The organism is Thalassobaculum sp., assembly GCF_040219215.1.
Taxonomy (GTDB): domain Bacteria; phylum Pseudomonadota; class Alphaproteobacteria; order Thalassobaculales; family Thalassobaculaceae; genus Thalassobaculum_A.
In genome coordinates, this window is the sequence record NZ_JAVJSX010000008.1 from 171,875 (window position 1) to 184,900 (window position 13,026).

Below are 13,026 nucleotides of genomic sequence, written 5' to 3' on the forward strand. Positions count from 1 at the left end.
TGATCACGCGACAGGGGGGATCCACGCATGCAGGCCGTGTCCGACTGGGTCGACCGGATTGAGCGCGCCATTCTGGCGCTGCTTTTGGCGACCATGACCATCGTCACCTTCAGCCAGGTAATTGCCCGCTACGTGTTCAATTCCGGCTGGGTCCCGGCGCTTGAGTTGACCACCATCTGTTTCGCTTGGCTTGTCCTGTTTGGCTGTTCCTACGGATTGAAGATCGGCGGGCATCTGGGAGTGGATGCGCTTATCCGACTGGCCCCGAAGCCGGTGTTCCGGCTGTTCGTTCTGTTCGGCGTGGCCTGCTGCGTGATCTATGCGGTGATCTTCTTCTACGGCTCCTGCGGCAACCCGTTCGTCACCGGCAAGCTCTGCGGCTCCGGCTACGTTGGCAAGATGGCCAAGATCGGCCTGCGCAGCGAGGACCTGCATTGGCCGCGCTGGATGATCTACTCGATCCTGCCGATCGGCATGACGCTGTTCGCCTTCCGCGCCGTCGAGGCCGGCTGGGCGATCATGACCGGGCAGCGGGAGTCGCTGGCCGCTGGCCATGAGGCCGAAGACCTCGTTCGCGAGAACGAAGGCGTGGTCAAGAGCTAGGCGGGAGCAGATCCATGGAATCCCTTATCCTCTTCGCCCTGGTCCTCGGCCTGCTGTTCCTCGGCGTGCCGATCGCCATCTCGCTCGGGTTGGCGAGCCTGACCCTGATCATCTTCTTCTCCAACGACTCGCTGGCGTCGATTGCGCTGAAGTTCTTCGAGAGCGCCGAGCACTACACCCTGCTGGCGATCCCGTTCTTCATCCTGGCTTCGGCGTTCATGTCGACCGGCGGCGTGGCGCGGCGGATCATCCGGTTCGCAATCGCGATCGTCGGGTCGTTCCGCGGCGGTCTGGCGATGGCGGGCGTTTTCGCCTGCATGATGTTCGCCGCGCTGTCGGGATCGTCGCCGGCCACCGTGGTCGCGATCGGGACGATCGTGATCGCCGGGATGCGGCAGGTCGGTTACTCGAAGGAGTTCGCAGCCGGCGTGATCTGCAACGCCGGAACGCTGGGCATCCTGATCCCGCCGTCGATCGTGATGGTGGTGTATGCCGCCGCCACCGACGTCTCGGTCGGCCGGATGTTCCTGGCCGGCGTGTTCCCCGGACTGGTTGCCGGCCTGATGCTGATGATCGGCATCTATATCGCAGCCCGCGTGATGAACCTGCCGGCGCAGCCCTGGGCCGGGTTCCGGGAGATATGGGAGGCGTTCTCGGATGCCGCCTGGGGCCTGTTCCTGATCATCATCATCCTGGGCGGCATCTACGGCGGCGTGTTCACGCCGACCGAAGCCGCAGCGGTTGCGGCGGTCTACTCGTTCTTCATCGCGCTGTTCGTCTACCGGGACATGGGGCCGTTGCATGGCCAGTCGTGGCGCCGCGCTGATGAAGGGTTAGTCGGGGCCGCCGGCCGCAACCTCTGGCTGGTGACCACGCGGTTCGTGCCGGCCTGCTTCCACGGCGACACCCAGAAGGTGATGAACGACTCGGTCAAGACGACCGTGATGCTGATGTTCATCATCGCCAACGCGCTGTTGTTCGCCCACGTCCTGACGACCGAGCGGATCCCGCAGTCGATTACCGAATGGATGCTCGGCGCCGGCTTCACCTGGTGGACGTTCCTGCTGGCGGTGAATCTGCTGCTGCTGCTGGGCGGCCAGTTCATGGAGCCGTCGGGACTGCTGTTGATCGTGGCACCGGTGGTGTTCCCGATCGCCGTCGAACTCGGCATCGATCCGATCCACCTGGGCATCATCATGGTGGTGAACATGGAGATCGGCATGATCACCCCGCCGATCGGACTGAACCTGTTCGTGACGTCCGGCATTACCGGGATGAGTGTGCTTCAGGTGGTCAGGGCGGCAGCGCCGTGGGTGCTGATCTTGTTCCTGTTCCTGATCATCGTGACGTTCGTGCCGGGCCTGTCGACCTGGCTGCCCACCACGCTGATGGGGCCGGAGATCATCATACGCTGACGGTGTTGCCCGAGCGGAGCGCTGGGTCTTCGCTCGGGCAACACTCAGACGGCTGGACGCTCAGGTCCGGCGGCCGCGCATGTAGCGGCGTTCGGGATGGTAGACCGCCCGGCGTGCCAGGGTACGCAACTGTCGGCTCCATCGGCGCAGCAGGATGGTCAGGGCGTCCTGGGTCAGTACCTCTTTGATCCGCGTCATCATCTCGTCCTCGAACCGTGACTGGTCCACCCTCGCCCGATGCAAACAATGGGCCGAAAACGTTAATGAACGGAAAACGCGACTGAATTTGGATCAAGTTTTGTTGCTGGTGTGACCGGACGCCATTGACCGAAGGGCGGCGGCGGGTTTTGCCGATCGCGTTAAGGGCGTGGGCCGACCTTCTCCCAGAACTCCTGGGTCGAGTTGGTGCGCGGGAACGGTGCATCGGGTACCGGCACCTCCAGGAACCGGCACAGCGGTTCCCAGCCTTCGACGACGTCGAACACCAGGAGCCGCTTGGCCGGGACGGCGGCGGTCACGTCGGCGATGTGGTCGTTGAACGCCGCGATCGAGGCCGCGCCGTCATGGTACGCCCCGCGCAGCGACCCGTCGGCGATCACCCGCCGGGCCATGGCGCGCATGCGCCGGACCTCCGGCGCGGCGTCCTCGTCGTCGCCGTCCAGCAGCGCCTTGATGGTGCCGGAGAAGCTGGTCCACCAGCGTTCGGCCGGCCGAACGCTCAGCAGCACCTTGGCGTCCGGGTAGAACGCCGCCAGTTCACGCCAGAATCGTGCGCTCGGCCAGTCGACAGAGGACCGGTAGCCGGCAAACACCCGATTCCAATCGACTGCGTCGCCGGCAGCCGCGGCTTCCCAGTGCTCAAGCTGGCCGGGCTGGCTGCGAACCTCCGACATGTGATGGCAGGGGCCGAAGCCGAGCTGCTCGAGCGCGACCTTCAGCGACGCCGTTCCGGTACGCCCGAAACCCGCACCGACCACTGCCAATCCCATGACGATGACCCCATCCTGCGGTGTTATCCGACGTTGGCGGCCTTTGCCTCGATGCGTCGGCGGTGCAGGACCGGTTCGGTGTAGCCGCTGGGCTGCTCGCGGCCCTTGAACACCAGGTCGCAGGCCGCCTGGAACGCCACGCTGCCGTCGAAGTCCGGGGCCATCGGCCGGTACGCCGGATCGCCGGCGTTCTGCTAGTCGACCACCGCGGCCATCCGCTTCATGGTCGCCATCACCTGGGCTTCGCTGCACACCCCATGGTGCAGCCAGTTGGCGTTGTGCTGGCTGGAGATCCGCAGGGTGGCGCGATCCTCCATCAGTCCGACATCGTTGATGTCCGGCACCTTCGAGCAGCCGACGCCCTGGTCGACCCAGCGCACCACGTAGCCGAGGATGCCCTGGGCGTTGTTGTCGAGCTCGGCCTGGATGTCCGCGGCGGTCCAGTTCGGGCGGGCGGCGACCGGGATCGTCAGGATGTCGTCCAGCTTGGCGCGGTCGCGGCTGCGCAGCTCGGCCTGGCGGGCCGCCACGTCAACCTCGTGATAGTGGGTGGCGTGCAGGGTGGCGGCGGTCGGCGACGGCACCCACGCGGTGTTGGCGCCGGCCTGGGGGTGGCCGATCTTCTGTTCCAGCATGGCTGCCATCAGGTCCGGCATCGCCCACATGCCCTTGCCGATCTGAGCCTTGCCGGTCAGCCCGCAGGCCAGGCCGATGTCGACGTTCCACGCCTCGTAGGCGCCGATCCACGCCGATGCCTTCATGTCGGCCTTGCGGATCATCGGGCCGGCCTCCATCGAGGTGTGCATCTCGTCGCCGGTGCGGTCCAGGAAGCCGGTGTTGATGAACACCACGCGCTCGCGGGCGGCGCGAATGCATTCCTTGAGGTTGACGGTGGTTCGCCGCTCCTCGTCCATGATGCCCATCTTCAGGACGTTGCGGCCGAGGCCGAGGCCGTCCTCGACCCGTGCGAACAGCTCGTCGGCGAAGGCGACTTCCTTGGGGCCGTGCATCTTCGGCTTGACGATGTAGACCGACCCGGCGCGGGAGTTGCGGCGGTCGCCTTTGCCCAGCAGGTCGTGCTTGGCGATCATCGAGGTGAACAGCGCGTCGAGGATGCCTTCGGGCACCTCGTTGCCATGCTTGTCCAGGATCGCGTCGATGGTCATCAGGTGGCCGACATTGCGGACCAGCATGAGCGAACGGCCGTGCAGGCCGAAGGTCGAGCCGTCGGGAGCGGTGTAGGTGCGGTCCGGGTTCAGCCGGCGCTCGACGGTCTTGCCGCCCTTCTGGAACGCCTCGACCAGATCGCCCTTCATCAGGCCGAGCCAGTTCCGGTAGACCAGGACCTTGTCCTCGGCGTCGACGGCCGCGACCGAATCCTCGCAGTCCATGATCGTGGTGATCGCGGATTCCATCACCAGATCGGCGACGCCGGCCGGATCGGTGTTCCCGATCGGGTGGCTGCGGTCGATCACGATCTCCGTGTGCAGGCCGTGGTTCTTCAGCAGGATCCCGGTCGGAGCGTCGGCCGGACCGTTGTAACCCACGAAACGCTCGGGCTGCGCCAGACCGGTGGTGCTGCCGTCTTTCAGGGTGATCGATAGCCTGCCGTCGATCACGGTGTACCGGGTTGCATCGGCGTGGCCGCCCTTGGCCAGCGGCGCCGCCTTTTCCAGGAAGCTCCGCGCCCAGCCGATCACCTTGGCGCCGCGCGCCGGATTGTAGCCGCCGGTCCGCTCCGCGCCACCGTCATCGGCAATGGCGTCGGTGCCGTACAGCGCGTCGTACAGGCTGCCCCAGCGGGCGTTGGCGGCGTTCAGCGCGTAGCGTGCGTTCATTACCGGCACGACCAACTGCGGCCCGGCAATGGTCGCGATCTCGGCATCGACGCCGGATGTGGCCACCTCGAAGTCCGGACCTTCCTCGACGAGGTAGCCGATCTCCGTCAGGAAGGACTTGTAGGCGTTCAGGTCGAGCAGGGCGCCGCGATGCTCCTTGTGCCAGGCGTCGATCCTGGTCTGCAGGGTCTTGCGCTCGGCGAGCAGGGCGGCGTTCTTCGGAGTGAGGTCGTGGATGATGGCGTCGGCGGCGGCCCAGAACGCAGCGGGCGCGATGCCGGTGCCGGGCAAAGCCTCGGCGTTGGCGAAATCATACAGGGATTTCGCAATCTTCAGACCACCGACCTCGACCCGTTCCACCATGCTGAGCGCTCCATTTGCTTGATTGGCTTTGACGTGGCGCTATGAAACAGAACACGCGGGCCGCTTCAAGCAGATCCGAACATTGCGCGAAAACGGATTTCGTGCCGTGCGGGAACGACGGCTACCGGTGGCCGGTTCCGGGGTGTGCCCGTATCAACCGGCAGATTATTCAATTGTTAACTATGTAAAATATTGATTTATAACAATAGGTAAATTTACCGGATGTCTCGCGAAGCCGAGCGATGTGCGCCATACTACGCCGACGCACGAAAAGCGTGTATCGGCCTAAGGGGAGAACGCCCATGGCGCTACTTGATGTGATTTTCCCGACCGATGGCGTTACTCCCCACGGCTATTGCCTGCTCTGGGATCCGGGCCTGATCTGGCTGCATCTGGTCGCGGATGCATCCATCGTGCTTGCCTACCTCGCGATCCCCGCAGCGTTGGCGGTTGTCGGCCGGCGTCGTCCGGACATGAACCCGTTCGGCGTCCTGTACTGGTTTGCAGCGTTCATCATCCTGTGCGCCGCGACCCATGTGTCAACGATCGTCACGCTGTGGCTGCCTTGGTATGTCCTGTCGGGCTTCGTGAAGATCGTCTGCGCGGTGGTATCGGTCGTGACGGCCGCACTGGTCTGGCGGATTCTGCGCCTGGTGCTGGCGGCGCCCAGCCAGGCAGAAATGACGGCGGCCAACGACGAACTGCGGCGCCTCAACAGCGAGTTGGAACAGCGCGTCGCCGACCGGACGAGCGAGCTGTCGTCGGCCAACACCCGACTGATCGCGGCCGTGTACGAGGCACGCGAGGCCGAGCGCGTCAAAGCTGACTTCATGGCGCGCATGAGCCACGAACTCCGCACGCCGCTGAACGCCATCATCGGGTTCGGCGAGATGCTGAGCGCCGGCATCGGAGGCGCCCTGGTAGGCAAGCAGCGTGAGTACTGTGCGAGCATCCAGGCGGCGTCTGCCCAGTTGCTGGAACAGATCACCGACATCCTGGATCTGGAGCGCTTGAGCGAAGGGGCCGACGCGCTGGACCTGGAGGAACAGGACCTGGTGACGGTGTGCACGGACGTCGTTGGCCGGCTGCAGTCAACGGTTCGCGCATCCGATGTATCGGTCATATCCGAAGTTCCCGCCGGAGTGCGGGTCTGGGCGGACCGGCGGTCGCTGGCCACCATCCTGTCCAGCCTCGTCTCCAACGCGGTCAAGTACTCACCGAGGGGGACTTCGGTGCTGATCCGGGCCGAGCATGTCGCGGACGGTGCCCTGATCCGCATCATCGACCGTGGCTATGGCGTCAGTGCGAGCAATCTGTCGCGGATCTTTGAACCGTTCTACCGCGCGCACGAGCGCGAACTGCCCGCAGTGGGCGGATCGGGGCTTGGACTGTCGCTGGTCAGGATGCTGGTCAACGCGCATGGCGGCCGGCTCGACTTCGAGAGCCGGTTGAACGAGGGCACGACGGTGACGGTCTGGCTGCCGGACGAAGGGGTGGTCCGGTCAAAGCCGCAGACCGAGGTTCTGGAGCTGCAGCGACCGAGTGGACTGTCGACCGGCCCTGCGATGAGCTGAGGTGGCCGTGGCGGTCGATCCCGGTTCGCGAATGCCAAGGTTTCCCTGCCGGCATCAGAGCCCGCCGCCGCTTCGCGCGACTGCGCTCTTGCAACGTGTTCACGCCCGCCGCCATTGTTGGATGCTGACATAAGCGATCGGGTGGAACGCTTTCCGTTGCGCCGATGTGTGCGGCGGACAGTCCGGGGGGAAGATCATGGCGCGACCGGTTATCGGCATCCTGTGCAACCGCTACCTCTCCGAGCAGCTGCGCGAGACCCAGATGACCGGCCGACGGAACATCGATGCCGTCGCCAACGTGGCCGACTGCACGCCGTTGCTGATCCCGGCCCTGCCCCATGCCGTACCGGTCGGGGATCTGCTGGCGGCACTGGACGGGGTCGTGCTCACGGGGGGCCGGGCCAACGTGCACCCGCGGCACTACGGCGAGGAATTGACCGAGCGCCACGGCGAGATGGATGACGACCGGGACGGGGTCGCCCTGCCTTTGGTGCGCGCCTGCATCGACGCTGGGGTGCCGATCCTCGGGATTTGCAGGGGCATCCAGGAGATGAACGTCGCGTTCGGCGGGACGCTGCATCCGGAGGTCGCCGAACTGCCGGGACGGCATCGGCATCGGATGCCGAAGGGCTGCCGCGATCCCGAGATCATCTTCGAGCTGCGTGAAACGGTCCGCCTGCGCCCGGGCGGCGTGCTGGCGAGCATGCTGGGTGCCGAGACGATCCGGACCAACTCGCTGCACGGCCAGGCCGTCCTCGAGCCGGGCGGGCGGATCGTGGTCGAAGGCTGGGCCGCCGACCAGACGGTGGAAGCGATCTCCGTCGCCGGTGCCGCCAGCTTCGCGGTCGGCGTTCAATGGCACGCCGAGTACAACGCTGCCGTCGACCCGGTCAGCCGCGCGTTGTACTCCCGCCTGGGCGATGCCGCTAGGGCCTGCCAGGGGCGACGACGGGGTGTCGTGGTGGCAGCGTGATTGGGTCACTTATGGGACTGTAGCGTAGACACCCGGCCGAACAATCCAGGTCCGGCCGGGTGCCCGAGCGATGCTACGCGGCGCGGACTCGAACCATGAAGGCCGCCATCTGGCTGCGCAGATCGTCCGCCTGATGTGACAGTTGCTTTGCCGATGTCAGCACTTGCGACGCTGCCGCCCCGGTTCCGCCGGCCGAGGTGGATACGCCCTCTACGTGGGACGAGGCCTCCTGGGTGCCGAGAGCGGCCTCCTGCACGTTGCGGGAGATCTCCTGCGTGGCCGAACCCTGTTCTTCGACGGCGGCCGCGATCGTGGTCGTGATGTCGTTCATCTCGGCGATGGTCTGGCTGACCGCTGCGATCGATTCGGCCGATTCACCGGTTGCGGTTTGAATTGCTCCGATCTGGTTGCCGATCTCGCTGGTTGCCTTCGATGTCTGGGTTGCCAGACTCTTGACCTCGCTGGCCACCACGGCGAAGCCTTTTCCAGCCTCTCCGGCCCGGGCTGCTTCGATGGTGGCGTTGAGGGCCAGCAGGTTGGTCTGGGCGGCGATGTCGCTGATCAGTTTGATCACTTCGCCGATGCGTTGGGCGTTTTCCGACAACGCGGTCATACGGACATTGGTCCGCTCGGCCTGCTCGACCGCGCGGTTCGATACACCGGTCGAGCGCGAAACCTGCCGGCTGATCTCGGTGATCGAGTTCGACAGTTCTTCGCCGGCCGCCGCGACGGTCTGGACGTTGGATGAAGCCTGGGTAACGGCTGACGCGGCGGCCATCGCCTGTTGGCTGCTCTCTGCGGCGACCAGGGTGAGCGATTCGGCAGCCCGCTCCATCTCCGAGGCCGAGTGTGCGACGGCGTCGACGATCGTGCCGACCGCGGCCTGGAACTCATCCGCGACTTGGTTCATCACGCGCCGCTTCTCCTCCGCGGCCTGCTGATCCCGGGCGAGCTGTTCGGCGCGCATCCGCTCGGCGTCGATCAGGCTGTCCTTGAAGATTCCGACGGCCGACGCCATCGTGCCCACCTCGTCGCGTCGCTCCAGCCCCGGCACGACGGTTTGCAGTTGACCGTCGGCAAGTTGTCCCATGACGGTGACCATGCCGCCGATGGGACGGGTGATCCCCGCCGTGATGTACCACGCGATGACCATGCCAAGCGCGACCGCGACGATTCCGAGTACGATCTCCTCCAGCTCGATCATCGTCAGTTCCGATTGGACCTGTTGGTCCAGGGCCTTCATGTCCGCTTCTGCGGAGGTCTTGACCGCCTCGGCCTTTTCGATGATCGCCTTGCCCACCAAGTCGAGCACGGAGTCGCGGATTGTATTGCGCTCGGCGATCGCGACGACGACGGCATCAAACGCGGTCGTGTAGGCTGGAAGAAGCGTCTTGATCTCGGCCAGGAGCTTTGCGCGTGCTGGGTTCTCGATACTGGCTTCGAGGACCGTCAGCGCTTCGGACACTTCCTTGAGTTCTTCACGGACACGCTCGACGTCGTTGGCGGCGTTCGACAGCAGGAAACGGTTCACGTAGAGGCGTGCTGTCAGCAGGTCTTCCTGGACGATCCCGGCATAGTTGGCGGTCTTGGAGTCGCCGTCCTTGTAGGCTGATTCATTGATTGAGGTCAGGCGCTCCCGGATGGCCTGGCCGGTCGGGTTGAGTTGATCACTCACCAAGCCATTGCGTCGGTCGATCAGGTTGGCGACCTGATCAAAGCCTTTCCGGTGATCGTCGATCAGCCGGGCGATCTCGGCGATCAGTGCGGCCCGTTCCGGCTTGTGAATCTCGCTACGAGCCAAGTCGACCATTGCGTCGAGTTTTCGGTAGGCGTCCTTGACCTGCTGCTGCTCGGCCTGGGTCGCGGTCGACAGGTACTCGCGTACCTGCAGCCGCAGGTCGGTCACCTGGCGTTCCAACTCGGTGACAAGCTGCGCGTCATGGGCGATGTCGCTGAACTGTTTGAATTCATGCCCGATTCGCTGGAAGCCAACGGTGGCAAGTCCGGTGCTGAACGCAAGGATCAGCAGAACGGCCGAGAAACCCGTGAATATCCGGGTTCCGATTTTCCATCGAGCGGATAAGGCTAAGAGTCCCGTCATCATCGTATTTGCCCCCCGGCAAAGATCGAATTGCTCTGCGGTCGGATAGACGCCCGCAGGGAGCATCTCGACACGCCTGATATATTTGATGGCAGCGGTTAAATTTGAATTAACAGAAAAAATATTTAAATTTTGAGTAGAGTGATTTGTGTTTTCAGCCTTGGCAGGGCGAATGTCCAGCGCCCCCCACAGCCCAAAAGTTTAGATTCTTGGCGCCCGCGTTAGCAGAGCCACTCCCGCTCCGGCAAAAGCCAGGGCGGCCAGAACCTCCAGCGACAGTGTGTAGTCGCCGGTCCAGTCGCGCAGGCCGCCCGACAGCACCGGGCCGATGGCCTGGGCCGTCACTTGTACCGACAGGGCGACGCCGCGGATTGCGCCGAAGCTGCGCCGTCCGAAATAGTCGGCCCAGGCGATCGGCAGCATGGTGATCAGCCCGCCGATCCCGATTCCAAAGATTGCCGCCGCCAGATAGGCCTGGGGGGCCGCGGTGATGGTGATCATCAGGAAGGTGCCGGCGCCCTGGCAGAACCCGATAAGGGCGAGAGTTCCACGCACGCTCATCCGCCGGCCGATCGCCCCGAAGCCGAGACCGGCAACCGCCGACATCAGCGAGAACGTGCTGACCACGGTGGCGGCCACGGTCGGGCTCAAGCCCAGTTCGATCAGGTGCGGCGCCTGGTGCAGGCTGACCCCGGCCTGCACCGGGTAGACCAGCAGGGTGAACGCCGACAGCAGCCAGAATGTCGGGGTACGCAGGGCCTGGGCCCGGGTGAACACCGGCTCGGCCATGACCTCGGGACTGGGGGTGGCGAGGTCCGATCCCTTCGCCCGGCGATCCGGTACCAGCCCCAGATCCTCCGGCCGCCGCACCATCAGCAGCCAGTTCGGAATGAAGCCGACGATCAGGACGGTGGCGCCGACCGCCAGCCAGCCGGCGCGCCAGCCGTCCTGCTGGATCGCGAAATGGGCGATCAGCGGCACCGCCACCAGACCGGACATCTGCGCCAGGGTGGCGATCGAGGTCGCAAAGGCCCGGCGGGCCACGAACCAGTTGTTCAGCGCGCCGTAGATGCCGATGTCGAACGGACCGGCGAAATTCATCCGGGCGACGCAGAACAGCAGGTAGAACGCCAGCAGCGTCTCGATGGTCGACAGCAGGGCGACGGCGATTCCGGTCACCAGCACCGCGCCGCACAGCATCATGCGTGCCCCGTGGCGGTCCAGCAGCGGTCCGATCAGCGGCGAGGCAACTGCCGCCATCACGCCGCCCAGCGACACGGCGCCGGACAGGGCGGTGCGCGACCAGCCGAAGTCGTGGCTCATCGGTTCGATGAAGATCGACAGGGTGGCGACGGCCGGTCCCTGGCGCGCGAAACCGGCGCAGCACACGCAGGCCAGTATCACCCAGCCGTAGAAGAACGGCAGGCGGTCGGCCAGCGCAGCCGGGAGCCGGTTTCCGGCCATGGTGTGCGCCTCCGGGCCTAGCGGGGCATGGCGTACGGCATCGGATCAACGCCGGTGGCGATCACCTTGCGCAAGGTCGCCATTTCATTCCTCCAGGATTGTATACAAGAGTGTACAAGCGCTGAACCTTGACCTAGTTTGGCATCATACCCAAGCCTGAAGCGATGGAGAGTGGACGATGGCGGATTGGGACGTCGTGGTGGTTGGCGCCGGCAACGCGGCACTGTGCGCGGCCCTGGCGGCACGCGAGAGCGGTGCGTCGGTTCTGGTGCTCGAGCGAGCTCCGGAAGACGAGGGCGGCGGCAACACCCGGTTCACCGCCGGAGCCATCCGCACGGTCTACAACGGGGTCGACGACCTGCGGGCGCTGATGCCGGACCTGACCGACGAAGAGGTGGCGATCACCGATTTCGGCACCTACACCAGCGACCAGTTCTTCGACGACATGTTCCGGGTGACGCAGTACCGCTGTGACGCGGACCTCGCCGAGACGCTGATCACCCGCTCCTACGACACGCTGACCTGGATGCGCGGCAAGGGTGTGCGCTTCCAGCCGATCTGGGGCCGGCAGGCGTTCAAGGTCGACGGCAGGTTCAAGTTCTGGGGTGGCTTGACGATCGAAGCCTGGGGTGGCGGCCCCGGTCTGGTCGAGGCGCTGTGGCAGTCGGCCGCGCGGCAGGGAATCGAGATCCGCTATTCGTCGCGGGTGCTCAACCTGCTGTACGACGACATCAAGGTCTCCGGCGTGCGGGTCAAGACCCCGAACGGCGTGGAGAGCATCAAGGCGAAGGCGTTGGTACTGGCGGCCGGCGGTTTCCAGGCGAATCCGGAGTGGCGGACCCGCTATCTCGGCGCCGGCTGGGAACTGGCCAAGGTGCGCGGCAGCCGCTTCAACACCGGCGACGGCATCCGCATGGCGCTCGACATCGGGGCGGCGCCTTACGGCAACTGGTCCGGCAGCCACGCGGTCGGCTGGGACTACAACGCACCGGAGTTCGGCGACCTGACGGTCGGCGACAACTTCCAGAAGCACTCCTACCCGTTCGGCATCATGATCAATGCCGAAGGCAAGCGCTTCGTCGACGAGGGCGCCGACTTCCGCAACTACACCTACGCCAAGTACGGGCGGGTGATCCTGAACCAGCCGAACCAGTTCGCCTGGCAGGTGTTCGACCAGAAGGTCACCCACCTGCTGCGCGACGAGTACCGCATCAAGCGGGTGACCAAGGTCACGGCGCCGACGCTGGAGGAGCTGGTCGGCAAGCTGGAAGGGGTGAATCCGCAGGCCGCGCTGGCGGAGCTGACCGCCTGGAACGACGCGGTGATGACCGAGGTGCCGTTCGACCCGAACGTCAAGGACGGCCGCAGCACCCGGGGGCTGGCGGTGCCCAAGTCGAACTGGGCGAACCGCCTCGACACCCCGCCCTACGAGGCCTATCAGGTCACCTGCGGGGTGACGTTCACCTTCGGCGGCCTGCGCATCGACGGCAACGGACAGGTGCAGGATGTGGATCTGGCACCGATTCCCGGGCTATATGCGGCGGGCGAGCTGGTCGGCGGGCTGTTCTACTTCAACTACCCCGGCGGAACCGGCCTGATGTCCGGTGCGGTGTTCGGCAGGTTGGCCGGAACCGAGGCCGGCAAGGCGGCGATGGAGGGGACAACCCGCGCCGCCGAATGACACCAGCCCGGCAGATGCGGGAGGA

The 13,026-nt window shown here is 65.4% G+C and carries 12 protein-coding genes; 6 read left to right on the forward strand and 6 right to left on the reverse strand.

The genetic code is table 11. From position 1 onward, the window contains the following. Positions 1–27: 27 nt before the first annotated feature. Together RIC54_RS06175 and RIC54_RS06180 are read left to right on the forward strand one after the other, a co-directional pair. The gene (locus tag RIC54_RS06175) at positions 28–603 is read left to right on the forward strand and encodes a TRAP transporter small permease (protein WP_350085457.1); all 576 of its coding nucleotides are present in this window, start codon (positions 28–30) and stop codon (positions 601–603) included. Positions 604–617: 14 nt separating this feature from the next. Then, entirely contained in the window at positions 618–2,018 is a 1,401-nt protein-coding gene (locus tag RIC54_RS06180) for a TRAP transporter large permease (RefSeq protein WP_350085460.1), read from the forward strand. 60 nt (positions 2,019–2,078) lie between these two features. Here the strand turns inward: RIC54_RS06180 and RIC54_RS06185 are convergent, their stop codons facing one another. From RIC54_RS06185 to RIC54_RS06195, 4 genes are all read right to left on the reverse strand, one after another. After that, positions 2,079–2,216, reverse strand: coding sequence for a hypothetical protein (locus RIC54_RS06185; RefSeq protein ID WP_350085463.1), 138 nt, complete (start codon positions 2,214–2,216; stop codon positions 2,079–2,081). Between the two features lie 161 nt (positions 2,217–2,377). Then, positions 2,378–3,007: a sulfotransferase family protein gene (locus RIC54_RS06190; protein WP_350085466.1), complete on the reverse strand. Its 630-nt coding sequence runs from the start codon at positions 3,005–3,007 to the stop codon at positions 2,378–2,380. A gap of 23 nt (positions 3,008–3,030) precedes the next feature. Next, positions 3,031–3,171: a hypothetical protein gene (locus tag RIC54_RS27050; protein WP_502990169.1), complete on the reverse strand. Its 141-nt coding sequence runs from the start codon at positions 3,169–3,171 to the stop codon at positions 3,031–3,033. A gap of 30 nt (positions 3,172–3,201) precedes the next feature. Continuing rightward, entirely contained in the window at positions 3,202–5,208 is a 2,007-nt protein-coding gene (locus RIC54_RS06195) for a malate synthase G (RefSeq protein WP_502990170.1), read from the reverse strand. A gap of 302 nt (positions 5,209–5,510) precedes the next feature. Here RIC54_RS06195 and RIC54_RS06200 point away from each other — a divergent pair, with 302 nt between their 5' ends. Next, on the forward strand, positions 5,511–6,782 hold the full coding sequence (locus RIC54_RS06200; RefSeq protein WP_350085472.1) for a sensor histidine kinase: 1,272 nt from the start codon (positions 5,511–5,513) through the stop codon (positions 6,780–6,782). Positions 6,783–6,978: 196 nt separating this feature from the next. Beyond that, positions 6,979–7,755 carry a gamma-glutamyl-gamma-aminobutyrate hydrolase family protein gene (locus RIC54_RS06205; protein WP_350085475.1) on the forward strand — a complete coding sequence of 259 codons (777 nt, stop codon included), beginning with the start codon at positions 6,979–6,981 and terminating at the stop codon, positions 7,753–7,755. A 73-nt stretch (positions 7,756–7,828) separates the two neighbouring features. On the opposite strand, the gene RIC54_RS06210 is transcribed toward RIC54_RS06205, so the two are convergent. Beyond that, a complete protein-coding gene (locus RIC54_RS06210; RefSeq protein ID WP_350085478.1) occupies positions 7,829–9,661 on the reverse strand; it encodes a methyl-accepting chemotaxis protein in 1,833 nt (610 codons plus the stop codon). A gap of 33 nt (positions 9,662–9,694) precedes the next feature. Between RIC54_RS06210 and RIC54_RS06215 the strand changes: the two genes are divergently transcribed. Next, positions 9,695–9,838, forward strand: a complete 144-nt coding sequence (locus RIC54_RS06215; RefSeq protein ID WP_350085481.1) for a hypothetical protein — start codon at positions 9,695–9,697, stop codon at positions 9,836–9,838. A 219-nt stretch (positions 9,839–10,057) separates the two neighbouring features. Here RIC54_RS06215 and RIC54_RS06220 read toward each other — a convergent pair whose 3' ends face one another. Then, on the reverse strand, positions 10,058–11,320 hold the full coding sequence (locus tag RIC54_RS06220; protein WP_350085484.1) for an MFS transporter: 1,263 nt from the start codon (positions 11,318–11,320) through the stop codon (positions 10,058–10,060). 178 nt (positions 11,321–11,498) lie between these two features. Between RIC54_RS06220 and tcuA the strand changes: the two genes are divergently transcribed. Next, positions 11,499–13,001 carry an FAD-dependent tricarballylate dehydrogenase TcuA gene (gene tcuA / locus RIC54_RS06225; protein ID WP_350150859.1) on the forward strand — a complete coding sequence of 501 codons (1,503 nt, stop codon included), beginning with the start codon at positions 11,499–11,501 and terminating at the stop codon, positions 12,999–13,001. Positions 13,002–13,026: the final 25 nt, after the last annotated feature.

Bases quoted from the DNA above. Each gene is read 5' to 3' on its own strand.
- RIC54_RS06180 (WP_350085460.1), top strand. From the start codon at position 618: ATGGAATCCCTTATCCTCTTCGCCCTGGTCCTCGGCCTGCTGTTCCTC.
- RIC54_RS06200 (WP_350085472.1), top strand. From the start codon at position 5,511: ATGGCGCTACTTGATGTGATTTTCCCGACCGATGGCGTTACTCCCCAC.
- RIC54_RS06195 (WP_502990170.1), bottom strand. From the start codon at position 5,208: ATGGTGGAACGGGTCGAGGTCGGTGGTCTGAAGATTGCGAAATCCCTG.
- RIC54_RS06215 (WP_350085481.1), top strand. From the start codon at position 9,695: ATGGGCGATGTCGCTGAACTGTTTGAATTCATGCCCGATTCGCTGGAA.
- RIC54_RS06175 (WP_350085457.1), top strand. From the start codon at position 28: ATGCAGGCCGTGTCCGACTGGGTCGACCGGATTGAGCGCGCCATTCTG.
- RIC54_RS27050 (WP_502990169.1), bottom strand. From the start codon at position 3,171: ATGGCCCCGGACTTCGACGGCAGCGTGGCGTTCCAGGCGGCCTGCGAC.
- RIC54_RS06185 (WP_350085463.1), bottom strand. From the start codon at position 2,216: ATGACGCGGATCAAAGAGGTACTGACCCAGGACGCCCTGACCATCCTG.
- tcuA (WP_350150859.1), top strand. From the start codon at position 11,499: ATGGCGGATTGGGACGTCGTGGTGGTTGGCGCCGGCAACGCGGCACTG.
- RIC54_RS06205 (WP_350085475.1), top strand. From the start codon at position 6,979: ATGGCGCGACCGGTTATCGGCATCCTGTGCAACCGCTACCTCTCCGAG.
- RIC54_RS06190 (WP_350085466.1), bottom strand. From the start codon at position 3,007: ATGGGATTGGCAGTGGTCGGTGCGGGTTTCGGGCGTACCGGAACGGCG.
- RIC54_RS06220 (WP_350085484.1), bottom strand. From the start codon at position 11,320: ATGGCCGGAAACCGGCTCCCGGCTGCGCTGGCCGACCGCCTGCCGTTC.